Consider the following 15,103-nt stretch of genomic DNA (forward strand, 5'->3'; position numbering starts at 1 on the left):
CATGATGAGCCACGCCCACGCAAGGGCCGCGGCGCGTCGTGGCGAACAGCGGCCGCCGTAGGGCAGTGGCGCAATTGGTAGCGCAGCGGTCTCCAAAACCGCAGGTTGCAGGTTCGAGTCCTGTCTGCCCTGCGCACGCGGACCGGTCCGGGCCGTCGAGCTTCTCGAGGTCCGGTCCGGGTCGCGAGCAGGACCGCCGGACGGTCCGGCGCGTCGCGTCGGCCCGCTCGCGCGTCCACCGTCCCGGGTGCTGTGCACCCGGGCCGTCACGGGACACCGTCATCCGACGGTCACGAGACAAGGGGCCAGACGTGAGCGATACCGCTGCCGCTGCGGCGTCCGACGCCGAGGGTTCGGCCCCGCGCCGGGACGAGTCGCCGCGTCGCGAGGAGACCCGCCGCGGGCTGTTCGCCCGCATCGCGCTCTTCGTGCGCCAGGTCGTCGCCGAGCTGAAGAAGGTCGTCCGGCCCACGCGCCAGGAGCTCGTCACGTACACGACCGTCGTGCTCGTCTTCGTGGCGGTCGTGATGCTCTTCGTGACGCTCGTCGACCTCGGCGTCGGTCAGCTCGCGTTCCTCGTCTTCGGGTGAACCGGGCCGGCGGCGAGCCGGCCACTCCACCCTCTCGGCGCGGTCTCCCGCGCCCGGCCGCGTGCCGGACGAACCACCTCCAGAAAGCAGGTTGCACGTGTCGCAGGACTCGTACGAGCCCACCCCGGGCGCCGAGGCCGAGCTGGCCGACGCCCTGACGTCCGTCGAGGCCGTCGACGCCGGTCCGGGGCACGAGGTCGACGACGACGCGGCCGAGGACGCCACCGACGCCGCCACCGACGCTGCGGTCGAGGACGAGGCGACCGACGTCGCCGACGCCGACGAGGCGGACGACGACGCAGCAGCCGACCCCGCGGACGAGGCTCCCGACGCCGAGGGCGACGAGGACGCGGCCGCGACGGACGAGGACGCGCCCGAGGACGACGCGCCGGACCCCGACGAGGACCCCGTGGCCGCGTTCAAGGCCAAGCTCCGCACCCTGCCGGGCGACTGGTTCGTCATCCACTCGTACGCCGGTTACGAGAACCGCGTGAAGGCGAACCTCGAGTCGCGCACGCAGTCGCTCAACATGGAGGACTACATCCACCAGGTGGAGGTCCCCATGGAGGAGGTCGTGGAGATCAAGAACGCGCAGCGCAAGGTCGTCAAGCGCGTCCGGATCCCCGGCTACGTCCTCGTGCGGATGGACCTCACCGACGAGTCGTGGGGCGCGGTGCGGCACACGCCGGGCGTCACCGGGTTCGTCGGGCACACGCACCAGCCGGTGCCGCTGACGCTGGACGAGGTCTTCTCGATGCTCGCGCCGACGCTCGAGACCAAGGCCCCCACGCAGCAGGCCGCCAAGGCCGCCGCGAAGGCCGTCGAGGTCGACTTCACGGTCGGCGAGTCGGTGACCGTCACGGACGGCGGTCCCTTCGACACGCTGCCCGCGACGATCTCGGAGATCAACGTCGAGAGCCAGAAGCTCAAGGTCCTCGTCTCGCTCTTCGGCCGGGAGACCCCGGTCGAGCTGTCCTTCAGCCAGGTCTCGAAGATCTGACCTGCTGAGCAGCCCCGCGCTGCGGGGCACTGCAACCGGGTCATCGCCCACGGCGTCGGCCCACGACACGAACGGAAGGCACCATGCCCCCCAAGAAGAAGGTCACCGGCCTGATCAAGCTCCAGATCAAGGCCGGTGCCGCGACCCCCGCGCCGCCGATCGGTCCGGCGCTGGGTCAGCACGGCGTCAACATCATGGAGTTCTGCAAGGCGTACAACGCGGCCACCGAGGCGCAGCGCGGCAACGTCATCCCCGTCGAGATCACGGTGTACGAGGACCGCTCGTTCACCTTCATCACGAAGACGCCGCCGGCCGCCGAGCTCATCAAGAAGGCCGCGGGCGTCGCCAAGGGCTCCCCGACGCCGCACACGACCAAGGTCGCGTCGCTGACGAAGGACCAGGTCCGCGAGATCGCGAGCACCAAGCTCGAGGACCTCAACGCGAACGACCTCGCCGCCGCCGAGAAGATCATCGCCGGCACCGCCCGGTCCATGGGCATCACCGTCCAGGGCTGAGCACGACGACACCGAGCACTCGCCGCGGGGGCGGGCACCCGCCCGCTCCCGCACCCCCAGTGGCAGGGCCCTGTGCGGCCCGAGCGACCACGACTGCTAGAAGGAGAACAGGCAGATGGCTCAGCACAGCAAGGCGTACCGCTCCGCGCTCGAGAAGATCGAGCCCGGCCGCGTCTACGCCCCCCTCGAGGCCGTGCGCCTCGCCCAGGCGACGTCGACGACGTCGTACGACGCGACCGTCGAGGTCGCGTTCCGGCTCGGCGTCGACCCGCGCAAGGCGGACCAGATGGTCCGCGGCACGGTGAACCTCCCCCACGGCACGGGCAAGACCGCTCGCGTCATCGTCTTCGCCGTCGGCGAGCGGGCCGAGCAGGCGCGCGCCGCGGGCGCCGACGAGGTCGGTGGCGACGAGCTCATCGCCAAGGTCGCCGACGGCTGGACCGACTTCGACTCGGCCGTCGCGACGCCGGACCTCATGGGCAAGGTCGGCCGGCTCGGCAAGGTCCTCGGTCCGCGCGGCCTCATGCCGAACCCGAAGACCGGCACCGTGACGATGGACGTGGCCAAGGCCGTGTCCGACATCAAGGGCGGCAAGATCGAGTTCCGCGTCGACCGGCACGCGAACCTGCACTTCATCATCGGCAAGACGTCGTTCTCCGACGTCCAGCTGGTGGAGAACTACGGCGCGGCGCTCGAGGAGATCCTGCGTCTGAAGCCGTCCGCGTCGAAGGGTCGCTACATCGCGAAGGCGACCATGTCGACGACGAACGGCCCCGGCATCCTGCTCGACCAGAGCAAGACGCGGAACCTCACCAGCGAGGACGAGGCGGCCTGACGCCCCTCGCACCGACACGACGGCCCGGCACCCTCGAGGTGCCGGGCCGTCGCGCGTCCGGGCTCACCCGGCGGGCGTGCGGCGCCCGGTCACCACGAGAGCCACTCCGTCACGCAGGTCCCGACGCCGGTCGTGCACACCAGGCACACGGGTCCCTGCGGACGCGTGTCGATGCGGAAGTAGCCCACCTCGTCGGTGTCGACGTCCGCCACGTCGCCGTCGGGCCGACGCAGCGTGACGTGGCCGGCCCCGGCCGGGATGAGCTGCCCCTCGACGGAGCGGTCACCGACCTCGAGCTCCACCCCCACGCCGTCGCCCTGGAAGACGAGGGTGCGGGGCGGCTGCCCCGACCGGTCCCGCACGGCGGCGAGCCGGTCCTCGGTGCTGGAGTCGTGCACGAGCGTCAGGAGGAGCAGCTCGGTGTCGAGCTCCTCGCGCAGCGCGAGCAGGCCGCGGTGCACCGCGAAGGCGGTGTCGGCGGCCGCCGTCACGCGTCCCACGAGCGGCTGCTCGCCGAGCGCGGCGGCGAGGTCACGGGCCAACGCCTCGTCGTCCGGCCACGGGTCCCGCCGTGCGGCGCGGCCCCCCGTGTCATCCGAGTGCCAGGACATCGCGGCCTCCTTCGCCGAGTGCGGTTCCGCCGGGGGCCGCGAGGAAGTGCGTCAGGGCGGCCGTCCGGCGCAGGCGCGCGAGGCCTCGCTGCCGGGTCGGGCCGATGGAGCCGATCGGGATGCCGAGGCGCGCGGAGACCTCCTGGTAGCTCGGCGCCGGGTCGGTGGAGAGCAGGAGGAGCAGGTCGCGCTGGTGCGCGGGCAGCTCGTCCAGGGCCGCACGCAGGGCGGCGTGCTGCTCGCTGCGCAGGAGCTCCTGGTCCAGCTCGGCGTCGTCCTGCACGTCGAGGCGGCCGGTCATCGGGTCGACGGGCACCGCCCTGCGGCTGAGGTTCAGCACGCGGATGCACTCGTGCCGGGTCGCGGTGGAGAGCCAGCCGGGCAGCGCGGCGGGTTCGCGCAGGTCGGCGAGGTGCTCCAGCAGGTTCAGCCAGACGGTCTGCGCGACGTCCTCCGCCTGCTGCGGCGTCAGCCGGAACTGCCGCACGCGCGCCATGACGAGACCGGTGTGCCGCCGCACGATCTCGGACCACGACTGCTCGTCGCCGGCCCCGGCACCGGCGACGAGCTCGGTCGTCGTGCGTTCGGCGTAGGGCTGCCCCGCCCACCCGGAGGTGCTCACCGCGTGCCTCCTTCGCCTCGGGGATGCGTCCCTGACGCCATCATCGCGCTCCGCGAGGCACGTGCCCAGCACCTACGCCCCCGGCAGGATCTGCAGGGCGTGGCCGTAGCCGGCGACGGGCTTGCCCGCGGCCAGGAGCGCGTGCACGGCCTCCGGACCGCCGACCCGCAGCTCCGTCATGGTGCGGGCGATCGCGCCCGAGACCTGTGGGGCGGCGAAGGACGTGCCGACCCAGCGGGCGAACGCGTCGTCCCCGAACTCCTGGGCGGACGCGGCGAAGTCGGGGTTCTGGCGGCCCGGCACGTAGGTGGACAGGACGTCCTCGCCGACGGCGGAGACGTCCACCCACGAGCCGTGGCTGGACCAGGTGGTGGGACGCAGCTCCCGGGTGAGGCCGCCGACCGCCAGGACGCGACCGAACGCGGCCGGCCACGTGGGCGTGTCGTCGCCGTAGTTGCCGGCGGAGGCGACGAGCACGCTCTGCCACCCGCGCTCGTCCTCGATCTCGCGGACGACCTCCAGCGCGGCGGCGAGCGGGAGCGAGGGCTCGTCGAACAGCGTCTGCGTGCCCAGGGACAGGTTGACGACGTGCGCGCCGTCGCGCACCGCCCGGATCAGCGCGCAGGCGACGTCGAGCTCCGAGCCGGCGCCGCCGGGACCGACCGCCTTGAGCACCCGGATCTCGGCCCCCGGCGCGACCTGCTGCACGATCCCGGCGACGAACGTCCCGTGCCCCGCGTAGACGTCGAGGTAGCCGTCGTGCGGCTCGGCGTCGAGGGGGTCCACGTTCGAGGCGCCCCCGTGCGCGCCCGCCACGTCGCCGGTGCGCACCACGTCGCGCAGCCAGCCGTCGCTGCGCCGCTCTGCCGCGACGCCCGTGTCGACCACCGCGACGACGACGCCGCGCCCGTGGGCCTCGCCGCCGCCGACGTACTCGTCGAACGTGGCGACCTGGGGCCCGAAGACGCCCGAGTTCGGCTTCATGATCGGCCGGCCACCGAGCGGGGTGACGTACGACATCGACACCGCGTGGCCGCGTGAGCGCAGCGCCGAGACGAGCCCGTGCAGGCGGCGGGCGCGGCGCGCGTCCGCCGCACGCAGCAGCACCAGCCGTCCCTCGAGCTCCGGGTGCTCCAGCGGGACGCGGACCAGGCCCGCCGCCCGTGCCTCGTCCTGCACGTCCTCCCACGTGGCCGGCGCCATCAGCAGCTCGCCCACCACCGGGAAGACGTCCGCGCCGTGCCGGTTGCGCACCACGTCGAGCTCCTGACCGCCGCGGTGCGCCCAGCCGTCCTGCAGCCGCGAGAGGACCGCCTCGCGGCGACGCACGACCGCCTCGTCCGCGGCCCCGGGGGACAGGTCGGGCGCGAGCCCGCGCAGGTACGCGTCGTCGTCCGGCTCCGCGGCGCGCGCCGCACCGGTGAGGGCGGCGGCGACGCCGCGGGCGCGCCCCGCCGGGCGCGGGACCATGCGGCCCCGGGAGTAGTCGTCGCCGAAGGGGCGGCCCGGGTGGGCGGCGGGGAAGCGTGTCACGGGAGGGCTCTCCTCAGGACGCAGGGAGGTGCGGTCGTCCGTCAGAGGGCCGCGGGGCCCGCCCTGATACACACGAGCCCGCCCTCGTGCTCGCGCTCCGCTGGTGCTCGCGCTCCGCTGGTCCTCGCGCTCCGCTGGTGCAGGCGCTGCCCGGTGCGCGGGCGCCCCCGGCGCGGGCCGCGCCCTAGGATCCGAGGGTGCAGGTGGGAACATCGACCGGCGGCGTCGCCGAGGGTGCGCGGGCCGATCGAGCGGCGCTGGTCGTCGACGCCCGCGCGCTCGAGGCAGCGCTCGACGCCGACGCCGCGGACCTCCCGGCACGCGTCGCGGACGTGGTCGAGCGCGCCCGGCGCGCGGACGAGCCCGAGGCGCTCGCGTGGGGGCTGCGGGCGTGGGCGGTGCTCCGCCGTCGGGACAACGACCCGGCGGGGGCGGTCCGGCTCCTGCGCGAGGCACGCACGGTCGCGCAGCGCGACGGCCGGCCCGTCCTCGAGGCCTGGGTGCTCGCGAGCCGCTCCGTCGCGGAGCTGGAGCGGGGACGCACGACCCGCGCGCGGGCGGACGCCGAGGCAGCGCTCGCCCTCGCGGAGCGCGCGGCGCCGGATGACCGCGACGGCGCGCGGGCCGTGCACGCCCGCGTGCAGCTGCAGCTCGCGGTCATGGAGCACAACGCGGGACGACTGGTGGACGCCGAGGCGCGGTACCGGGCGTTCCTGCGCGAGGTCCCCGCCGACAGCCCGGACGCGGTCCGCGGCGCGAACAACCTCGCCGTCCTGCTCGTGGCACGGGCCGACTTCGACGAGGCGCTCGTCTGGGCGGAGCGCGCGGTCGCCGCGGCAGCAGGGCTGGCTCCGTCGCTGCGCTCGTGGCCGCACCTGACGCGTGCGCTCGTCCACGTCCAGGCGGGGCGGCTCGCGGCCGGGCTGCGCGACCTCGAGCGCGCGGCGGCCGCGTCCGAGGCCGCGGGGCAGTCCTCGGCGGAGTACTACGTGGAGTACGCCGACGCCATGCGTGAGATGCGCCTGCTGCCCGAGGCGGTGGCCGCGGGCGAGCGTGCCCTGACGGAGCTCGCCGCCGCCGGTGCGGGCCTCGTCGCGGTCGACGCCGAGATCTCGCTCGCGGAGACGCTGCTCATGACCGGCGACGCGGAGCGTGCGGTCCTGCACGCGGAGGGCGCCCGGGCGCGCGCCCGGGCGCAGCGCCGGCCCGGCACGCACGACCGTGCCGTGGTCGTCGCCGCCGAGGCGCGCCTGCACACGGCCGCGGCGAGCGTGGCCGATCTCGCGGCCGCGCGCCGCGCGGCGCGGCGGCTGCACGCCTCGGGGGACGTGGCGGCCGCGGCCGGGGCCGCCCTCGTGTCGGGGCGCGTCGCGGCGGCGCTCGGGCTGGACCGGCAGGCCGTCGCGGCGCTGCGGAGCGCCGCCGACCTCGGCCGGCGGGGGTCCCTGCCGGTGCGCATCCGCGCCCGCCTGGCGGCCGCGCTCGTGGCCCGGAGCGCCGGGGCGGACGCGGCCGTCCTGGCCGAGTGCCGGGCGGGACTGCGCGACCTCGCGCGCCATCGTGCGGCGCTCCCGACCATGGAGCTGCGCGCCCTCGCGTCGGGGCACGGGGCGGAGCTGGGCGAGCTGGGGCTCGACGTCGTGGTCCGGCAGGGATCGGCCGCACGCGTGCTCCGCTGGATGGAGCAGACGCGCGCCGCCGCGCTGCTCGCCCGGCTGCCCGTCGACGACCTGGATCCCACCCCGTCGCCGGACCGTGCCCGCCCGGTGACGCACGCCGCCGGCGGCCCCATCCCCGCCGGCGGCCCCGTCCCCGCCGGCGGGCCGGTCGCGCGGTCCGTGATCGTGGCGGACGAGCAGGGTGCGGCCGAGGCGCGGCGGTCGGCGTGGCTGCGGGAGGTGGGCCCCGCGGGCCCGGTGGCGCACCGGGTGCCGGGCATCGTCGACCTGCGCGCCGCCCTCGACGGCCGGGTGCTCGTCGAGTACGGGCGGCACGAGGGCCGGCTCGTCGCCGTCGTGGTCACGGCGCGCGGCGCCCGCGTGGTGGACGTGGGCCCGGCCGAGGCCGAGGTCGCGCAGCAGCTGCGGGCGCTGGTGTTCGCGCTGCGGCGACTGGTCGACCCGCGGGGGCCGGCGGCAGCCGCGGCGGCGCGCACGAGTGCCGACCTGCGGCTCGCCGTGCTGCGGCGCCTCCTCGTGGAGCCGCTGGCCGTCGACCCCGCGGACGAGCTGGTCGTCGTGCCGGTCGGGCTCCTGCACGGCGTGCCGTGGTCGGCGCTCCACGACGGGCCGGTCGGGCTGGCGCCCTCGGCCACGACGTGGGCGCGCAGCCGGGCGCGGACGGCGGACGGCAGCGGCGGCGTCGTCCTCGTCGCAGGCCCGGGCCTGCACGGGGCGCAGGAGGAGGTGGACGTGCTCCGGCGCCTGCACCCGGACGCCCTCGTGCTGGGAGCGGGGGAGAGCGTGGCGGACCGCGTCGTGCGTGCCGTGGCGACGGCCGACCTCGCGCACCTCGCCTGCCACGGGTCGCTGCGTGCGGACAACCCGATGTTCTCCGCGGTCGTCCTGGCGGACGGTCCCGTCACGGTGCAGGAGCTGCACCGTGCGGGCGTCGCGCCGCGCCGGCTCGTCCTCGCGTCCTGCCACTCGGGCGCCGACGTCGCGTACGCGGGCGACGAGGTGCTGGGGCTGGTCTCGGCGGTGCTGGCCCGGGGGACCGCGGGCGTCGTCGCGAGCATCGCGGCCGTCCCCGACGTCGAGGTCGTCGACCTCATGCGCGCGTTGCACGAGCGTCTTGCGGTCGGGGAGACGATGGCCCGGGCGCTGCACGGGGCGCGCGCCACCGTGGACCGCGACACGCCGGCCGGGTTCGTGAACTGGTGCACGTTCGGGGCGCACGGCGCGGCGTGACCGGTGGCCGGTGCGGCGTCGCTGCGATTTGGTCCACCTGACCGCGTGGCGTACGCTGGCCCCGCCCAAGACCGTCGGTCGTCGGTCCGCTCGTCGGACCGGCCGAAGCTCCGCGACAGCGGGGGCCTGCGCAGGCGAGACTCACCGGACACCTGTCCGTCCACGTGCTTCGTGCCGTGCGGCGGAGCCTGTCCTGCCGAGCCCCGCGCCTGCGCGGGGCTCTTCTGTTTGTCGGGGTGGCATGCCGGCGGCACCCTGATCGGAAGGAATGCCATGGCGAGGCCGGACAAGGCAGCCGCCGTCGCGGAGCTCACGGAGCGTTTCCGTGACTCCAACGCGGCCGTGCTGACCGAGTACCGCGGGCTCACCGTCGCGCAGCTCAAGACGCTGCGCAAGGCGCTCGGCGGGAACGCTCAGTACGCCGTGGTGAAGAACACGCTGACCGCGATCGCGGCCAAGGAAGCCGGCCTCGAGGGCCTCGACGACGGGCTCGCGGGCCCGTCGGCGATCGCCTTCGTCACCGGCGACCCGGTCGAGGCGGCCAAGGGTCTGCGTGACTTCGCCCGTGCGAACCCTGCGCTGGTCATCAAGGGGGGCGTGCTCGACGGGCGCCCGCTGACCGCGGAGGACATCACCAAGCTCGCGGACCTCGAGTCCCGCGAGGTGCTGCTGGCGAAGGCTGCCGGCGCGATGAAGGCCAAGCTCTACCAGGCCGCGTACCTGTTCACGGCTCCTGCCTCGCAGGCCGTGCGCACCGTCGAGGCCCTGCGCGCGAAGCGCGAGGAGTCGTCCGACGCCGCTGCCTGAGCCCGACGCTCAGCCTGCAGCTCTCGTAGCAACACACCAGAACCCCCGCCGCCGACCACCGGTCGACGGGTCAGAACGGAAGGAACCGCCACCATGGCGAAGCTCACCACCGACGAGCTCATCGACGCGTTCAAGGAGCTCACCCTCCTCGAGCTCTCCGAGTTCGTGAAGGCCTTCGAGGACGTCTTCGACGTCACCGCCGCCGCGCCGGCCGCCGTCGCGGTCGCCGCCCCCGCCGGCGGTGGCGCCGCCGACGCCCCGGCCGAGGAGGAGAAGGACTCCTTCGACGTCATCCTCGAGGCCGCCGGTGACAAGAAGATCCAGGTCATCAAGGAGGTGCGTGCCCTCACGAGCCTCGGCCTGAAGGAGGCCAAGGACCTCGTCGACGGCGCGCCGAAGGCGGTCATCGAGGGCGCGAACAAGGAGACGGCCGACAAGGCCAAGGCTGCCCTCGAGGGCGCCGGCGCCACGGTCACGCTCAAGTGATCCGGCCCGGCCGGGCCGCCTGACGCACGTCACGCCCGACCGGACCAGCCACGCACGACGAGGCCCGCACCCCCCTCGGGGAGTGCGGGCCTCGTCGCGCCCGCCTCGGTGCAGGCCCGGGGTCCGCACTCAGCCGTGGTGCCCGCCGCCGACGAGCCCGTGCAGCCCGTGCGGGACGGCGTGCGCGCCGGCCTCCGTCGCCGCGAGCCCGTTCACGGTGGCCGCCGACGCGAGCAGCGCGCCGGCGGCGAGGAGACCCAGCCTCGCCCACACGCCCGACCTCGCACCGGTCCGCGCGCCGAGGCGACCCGCGACCGCGAGCAGCACCCCGCCGACCACGCCCAGCCCGGCCGCGGTGAGCTCGGCCGTGCCGGCCTGCGCGGTCGCGAGGCCCACGAGCAGCGCCGCGGCACCCGACGCCGCCACGAGCGGGCCGCCGACCCGCAGGTGCCGTCCGTCCCCGCGCAGCGCGAGCACGGCGGCCACCAGGGCGGCGGCGCCCAGCGGGAGCAGCAGGAGTGCCGCGGGCACGTGGTGGTCGAGGTGACCGGCGCCGAGACCCACGAGCACGAGCCCGGTCCCGAGCGCCGCGTACCCGCCCCAGGTGCGTGCGGTGAAGACGCCCGTCGCCTCCTGCGGCCAGGGGTCGTGCGCGTCGGCCGCACCGCCCGCCGCGTCCGCGGGTGCGGACGCGGCGGGACGGCGGCGGGACGCGGTGCGCCGGGGGAGCGGACTCGCCCCGGCGGTGCTCACGCGGTGCGCGTGCGGTCGGTGGCCGCCCGGTCCGCGCCGAGGCCGACGCCGAGCAGGATGATCGCGGTGCCGAAGTGCAGCACGTTGTCGGCGCCGTTCAGAGCCAGGATGTTGGCCTCGGTGTCGATGATGAACAGGCCGAGGATGCCGACCAGCAGGTAGACGACACCGACCGTGATGTTCATCCGGCGGGCCGCCGCGACCGTGCGCGACGAGGCCAGCAGCGCGATCCCGATGACGAGGTGCACGATGTTGTGGAGCGGGTTCACCTCGAACCCGAGGAGCGGCTCGCCCTCCTGGCTCGCGAACGGCAGGCCGCCCGTGACGAGGAACCCGGCGAGGCCGATGAGCGTGTACACGACGCCGAAGATCGTGGCGACGAGGCGGTTCGGGGACTGCGACATGGTGACCTCTCTCCGGGGCGCCTGCCCCTGACGTCCGGTTGCGACCTGCCGGCACGGGGTCCGTGCCGGTGATTCGTCCTGCTTTCGGAGCGTATGGGCGTGCCGATCGGCCTGCACGGCGGGGCGGGAGCCGCCGGCGCCGGCTGCCGGTCGGCTTTCCGCATCGCGTGGCGTGTGCCACCATGTCCACCGCGACGACGGTGTCGCGGACCGACGGATCGCACTCCGCACCAGCACGAGCGCGGTGGGTGACGTCGGACGAGGACCTCGGGTCGACCGGGCGGCGACGGAGCCGCGCGCGTTCCGGTTCCCGGGGGTTTACTTGGCACGCCCGGGTGGGTATGCTATCGCTTTGCGCTGGCCTGTGCCGCGACCCCGTATAACCCGAGCCCCCTCCCGTCGTTCGTGCGCGACGCAAGGTGGGCTCGCTCGGCCGGGGGGTCGCGACCAGCCGGGCTACGCGCAGCGTGCACTCCATCCGCAGGGAAGGACCCCCCTTGGCTGCCTCGCGCACCCCTTCTGCTCCGTCCGCCGACGCGATCGCCAACCGCACCGCGTCGCGCCGCATCTCCTTCGCCAAGATCTCCGAGCCGCTCGAGGTCCCCGACCTGCTGGGTCTGCAGACCGAGAGCTTCGACTGGCTCCTGGGCAACGAGCGCTGGCAGGCCCGTGTGGCAGCCGCCCTCGAGGCGGGGCGCACCGACGTGCCGGAGACCGCCGGCCTGGAGGAGATCTTCGAGGAGATCTCCCCGATCGAGGACTTCGGCGGGACGATGTCCCTCTCCTTCCGCGAGCACCGGTTCGAGCCGCCGAAGTACACGGCCGAGGAGTGCAAGGAGAAGGACTTCACGTACGCCGCGCCGCTGTTCGTCACGGCCGAGTTCGTCAACTACACGACCGGTGAGATCAAGTCGCAGACGGTGTTCATGGGTGACTTCCCGCTCATGACCGAGCGCGGCACCTTCATCATCAACGGCACCGAGCGCGTGGTCGTCTCGCAGCTGGTCCGGTCGCCGGGCGTCTACTTCGAGCGCGTCGCCGACAAGACGTCGGACAAGGACGTGCTCACCGCGAAGATGATCCCGAGCCGCGGCGCGTGGCTCGAGTTCGAGATCGACAAGCGCGACAACGTCGGCGTGCGCGTCGACCGCAAGCGCAAGCAGAACGCCACGGTGCTGCTCAAGGCGCTGGGCATGACCGAGGGCGAGATCCGCGAGGAGTTCGCCGACTACCCGGCCGTGCTCGACACGCTGGACAAGGACCACGTCCAGACGCAGGACGAGGCGCTGCTCGACCTCTACCGCAAGATCCGCCCGGGCGAGCCGCCGACCGTCGAGGCCGGCCGCGCCCTGCTCGAGAACTTCTACTTCAACCCCAAGCGCTACGACCTCGCCAAGGTCGGCCGCTACAAGCTGAACAAGAAGCTCGGCCAGGACGCGCCCCTCAGCGACTCGGTGCTGTCGCTGTCGGACGTCGTCGCGACGATCAAGTACCTCGCGGCGCTGCACATCGACCGCCCGTCGCTGCCCGGCACGCGCGGCGGCGAGGCGATCGAGCTGCGCGTCGAGCCGGACGACATCGACCACTTCGGCAACCGCCGCATCCGTGCGGTCGGCGAGCTCATCCAGAACCAGGTCCGCACGGGCCTGTCCCGGATGGAGCGGGTCGTGCGCGAGCGGATGACGACGCAGGACGTCGAGGCGATCACGCCGCAGACCCTCATCAACATCCGCCCCGTCGTGGCCTCCATCAAGGAGTTCTTCGGGACGAGCCAGCTGTCGCAGTTCATGGACCAGAACAACCCGCTCGCGGGCCTGACGCACAAGCGGCGTCTGTCCGCCCTGGGCCCGGGTGGTCTGTCCCGCGACCGCGCCGGCATGGAGGTCCGTGACGTCCACCCGTCGCACTACGGCCGCATGTGCCCGATCGAGACGCCCGAGGGCCCGAACATCGGCCTCATCGGGTCGCTCGCGACGTACGGGCGCATCAACCCGTTCGGCTTCGTCGAGACCCCGTACCGCAAGGTCGTCGAGGGTCGCGTGACGGACGAGGTCGCGTACCTGACGGCCGACGACGAGGACCGCTACGTCATCGCGCAGGCCAACGCGCCGCTCCAGGCCGACGGCCACTTCGCCGAGGACCGCGTCCTGGTCCGGACCAAGGGCGGCGAGGTGGAGTTCATCCCCGCCGACGCCGTGGACTACATGGACGTCTCGCCGCGCCAGATGGTGTCGGTCGCGACCGCCCTCATCCCGTTCCTCGAGCACGACGACGCGAACCGTGCCCTCATGGGCGCGAACATGCAGCGCCAGGCCGTGCCGCTGGTCCGCTCCGAGGCGCCGCTCGTCGGCACCGGCATGGAGCGTCGTGCGGCCGTCGACGCGGGCGACGTCATCGTCGCGTCGAAGCCGGGCGTGGTCACCGAGGTGTCGGCCGACCTGATCACGATCGCCAACGACGACGCGACCACGTCGACGTACCGGGTGGCGAAGTTCCGCCGCTCGAACCAGGGCACGAGCTACAACCAGCGCGTGCTGGTCGACGAGGGCGCACGCGTCGAGGTCGGCTCCGTGCTGGCCGACGGCCCGGCGACGGACGAGGGCGAGCTCGCGCTCGGCCGCAACCTGCTCGTGGCGTTCATGTCGTGGGAGGGCCACAACTACGAGGACGCGATCATCCTGTCGCAGCGCCTCGTGCAGGACGACGTCCTGTCCTCGATCCACATCGAGGAGCACGAGGTCGACGCGCGCGACACGAAGCTGGGCCCCGAGGAGATCACGCGGGACATCCCGAACGTCTCCGAGGAGGTCCTGGCCGACCTCGACGAGCGCGGCATCATCCGCATCGGCGCCGAGGTCGCGGCGGGCGACATCCTCGTCGGCAAGGTCACGCCCAAGGGCGAGACCGAGCTGACGCCGGAGGAGCGCCTGCTCCGCGCGATCTTCGGCGAGAAGGCGCGCGAGGTCCGCGACACGTCGCTCAAGGTGCCGCACGGCGAGTCCGGCACGGTCATCGAGGTGCGCACGTTCAGCCGGGACGACGGCGACGAGCTGCCCGCCGGCGTGAACGAGCTGGTCCGCGTGTACATCGCCCAGCGCCGCAAGATCACGGACGGCGACAAGCTCGCCGGCCGGCACGGCAACAAGGGCGTCATCTCGAAGATCCTGCCCGTCGAGGACATGCCGTTCCTCGAGGACGGCACCGCCGTCGACGTGGTGCTGAACCCGCTCGGTGTGCCCGGCCGCATGAACGTCGGCCAGGTCCTCGAGACGCACCTCGGCTGGGTGGCGAAGCAGGGCTGGGACATCGAGCTGGCCGAGGGCAAGGCGCAGTGGACCGCGGGCGTGCCCGAGGTCGCGCACCGCTCGCAGCCGGGCAACCCGGTCGCGACGCCGGTCTTCGACGGCGTTCCGGAGGAGACCCTCACGGGTCTGCTCTCGGCCACGCTGCCCAACCGTGACGGCGAGCGCATGGTCGCCGGCGACGGCAAGGCGCGGCTGTTCGACGGCCGCTCCGGCGAGCCGTTCCCGGAGCCGGTGGCCGTCGGCTACATGTACATCCTCAAGCTCCACCACCTCGTGGACGACAAGATCCACGCCCGGTCGACCGGCCCGTACTCGATGATCACGCAGCAGCCGCTCGGTGGTAAGGCCCAGTTCGGCGGCCAGCGGTTCGGCGAGATGGAGGTGTGGGCCCTCGAGGCGTACGGCGCCGCCTACACGCTGCAGGAGCTGCTCACCATCAAGTCGGACGACGTCCCGGGCCGCGTGAAGGTCTACGAGGCGATCGTCAAGGGCGAGAACATCCCGGACTCCGGCATCCCGGAGTCGTTCAAGGTCCTGCTCAAGGAGATGCAGTCGCTCTGCCTGAACGTCGAGGTGCTGTCCTCGGACGGCGTCTCCATCGACATGAAGGAGAACGACGACGAGGTCTACCGCGCCGCGGAGGAGCTCGGCATCGACCTGTCGCGGCGACCGAACGCCAGCAGCGTCGAGGAGATCTGAGGTCGAGCCCTCGCCCGGTACGCGCCGCACCCCA

General features: G+C 73.9%; 13 protein-coding genes and 1 tRNA gene. 9 read left to right on the top strand and 5 right to left on the bottom strand.

Annotated elements, in window-relative coordinates:
• The first annotated feature begins 59 nt into the window (after positions 1–59).
• From E5225_RS04280 to rplA, 5 genes are all read left to right on the top strand, one after another.
• A tRNA-Trp gene (locus E5225_RS04280) sits at positions 60–132 on the top strand.
• Positions 133–311: 179 nt separating this feature from the next.
• Complete coding sequence (secE, locus tag E5225_RS04285) at positions 312–590, top strand: preprotein translocase subunit SecE (protein WP_166436022.1); 279 nt, start codon at positions 312–314, stop codon at positions 588–590.
• Between the two features lie 97 nt (positions 591–687).
• Positions 688–1,590, top strand: coding sequence for a transcription termination/antitermination protein NusG (nusG, locus tag E5225_RS04290; protein WP_135974573.1), 903 nt, complete (start codon positions 688–690; stop codon positions 1,588–1,590).
• 83 nt (positions 1,591–1,673) lie between these two features.
• Complete coding sequence (rplK, locus tag E5225_RS04295) at positions 1,674–2,105, top strand: 50S ribosomal protein L11 (RefSeq protein WP_135974575.1); 432 nt, start codon at positions 1,674–1,676, stop codon at positions 2,103–2,105.
• A gap of 115 nt (positions 2,106–2,220) precedes the next feature.
• Positions 2,221–2,940 (top strand): 50S ribosomal protein L1, encoded by a 720-nt coding sequence (gene rplA, locus E5225_RS04300; protein WP_135974577.1) that lies wholly within the window; start codon positions 2,221–2,223, stop codon positions 2,938–2,940.
• An 89-nt stretch (positions 2,941–3,029) separates the two neighbouring features.
• Here rplA and E5225_RS04305 read toward each other — a convergent pair whose 3' ends face one another.
• The 3 genes from E5225_RS04305 to E5225_RS04315 form a co-directional block, all read right to left on the bottom strand.
• Positions 3,030–3,551, bottom strand: a complete 522-nt coding sequence (locus E5225_RS04305) for a hypothetical protein (protein WP_135974579.1) — start codon at positions 3,549–3,551, stop codon at positions 3,030–3,032.
• Positions 3,532–4,173, bottom strand: coding sequence for an RNA polymerase sigma factor (locus tag E5225_RS04310; protein WP_135974580.1), 642 nt, complete (start codon positions 4,171–4,173; stop codon positions 3,532–3,534). Before E5225_RS04310 ends, E5225_RS04305 begins: the two co-directional genes overlap by 20 nt.
• 72 nt (positions 4,174–4,245) lie before the next feature.
• Positions 4,246–5,706: a S8 family peptidase gene (locus E5225_RS04315; protein ID WP_135974582.1), complete on the bottom strand. Its 1,461-nt coding sequence runs from the start codon at positions 5,704–5,706 to the stop codon at positions 4,246–4,248.
• A gap of 197 nt (positions 5,707–5,903) precedes the next feature.
• Here E5225_RS04315 and E5225_RS04320 point away from each other — a divergent pair, with 197 nt between their 5' ends.
• From E5225_RS04320 to rplL, 3 genes are all read left to right on the top strand, one after another.
• Complete coding sequence (locus E5225_RS04320) at positions 5,904–8,615, top strand: CHAT domain-containing protein (RefSeq protein ID WP_136225318.1); 2,712 nt, start codon at positions 5,904–5,906, stop codon at positions 8,613–8,615.
• A gap of 273 nt (positions 8,616–8,888) precedes the next feature.
• Positions 8,889–9,422, top strand: coding sequence for a 50S ribosomal protein L10 (rplJ, locus tag E5225_RS04325; protein ID WP_135973055.1), 534 nt, complete (start codon positions 8,889–8,891; stop codon positions 9,420–9,422).
• A 93-nt stretch (positions 9,423–9,515) separates the two neighbouring features.
• Positions 9,516–9,908, top strand: a complete 393-nt coding sequence (rplL, locus tag E5225_RS04330; RefSeq protein ID WP_135973054.1) for a 50S ribosomal protein L7/L12 — start codon at positions 9,516–9,518, stop codon at positions 9,906–9,908.
• A 129-nt stretch (positions 9,909–10,037) separates the two neighbouring features.
• Here the strand turns inward: rplL and E5225_RS04335 are convergent, their stop codons facing one another.
• Positions 10,038–10,661: a hypothetical protein gene (locus E5225_RS04335; RefSeq protein ID WP_135973053.1), complete on the bottom strand. Its 624-nt coding sequence runs from the start codon at positions 10,659–10,661 to the stop codon at positions 10,038–10,040.
• Positions 10,658–11,065 (bottom strand): DUF4383 domain-containing protein, encoded by a 408-nt coding sequence (locus E5225_RS04340; RefSeq protein WP_135973052.1) that lies wholly within the window; start codon positions 11,063–11,065, stop codon positions 10,658–10,660. The genes E5225_RS04335 and E5225_RS04340 overlap by 4 nt, the downstream gene beginning before the upstream one ends.
• A 497-nt stretch (positions 11,066–11,562) precedes the next feature.
• Between E5225_RS04340 and rpoB the strand changes: the two genes are divergently transcribed.
• Complete coding sequence (gene rpoB, locus E5225_RS04345; RefSeq protein ID WP_135973051.1) at positions 11,563–15,069, top strand: DNA-directed RNA polymerase subunit beta; 3,507 nt, start codon at positions 11,563–11,565, stop codon at positions 15,067–15,069.
• Positions 15,070–15,103 lie beyond the last annotated feature (34 nt).

It is taken from the genome of Cellulomonas shaoxiangyii, assembly GCF_004798685.1.
Taxonomy (GTDB): domain Bacteria; phylum Actinomycetota; class Actinomycetes; order Actinomycetales; family Cellulomonadaceae; genus Cellulomonas; species Cellulomonas shaoxiangyii.

Bases quoted from the DNA above. Each gene is read 5' to 3' on its own strand.
- rplK (WP_135974575.1), top strand. From the start codon at position 1,674: ATGCCCCCCAAGAAGAAGGTCACCGGCCTGATCAAGCTCCAGATCAAG.
- rplA (WP_135974577.1), top strand. From the start codon at position 2,221: ATGGCTCAGCACAGCAAGGCGTACCGCTCCGCGCTCGAGAAGATCGAG.
- E5225_RS04305 (WP_135974579.1), bottom strand. From the start codon at position 3,551: ATGTCCTGGCACTCGGATGACACGGGGGGCCGCGCCGCACGGCGGGAC.
- rplJ (WP_135973055.1), top strand. From the start codon at position 8,889: ATGGCGAGGCCGGACAAGGCAGCCGCCGTCGCGGAGCTCACGGAGCGT.
- rplL (WP_135973054.1), top strand. From the start codon at position 9,516: ATGGCGAAGCTCACCACCGACGAGCTCATCGACGCGTTCAAGGAGCTC.
- E5225_RS04340 (WP_135973052.1), bottom strand. From the start codon at position 11,065: ATGTCGCAGTCCCCGAACCGCCTCGTCGCCACGATCTTCGGCGTCGTG.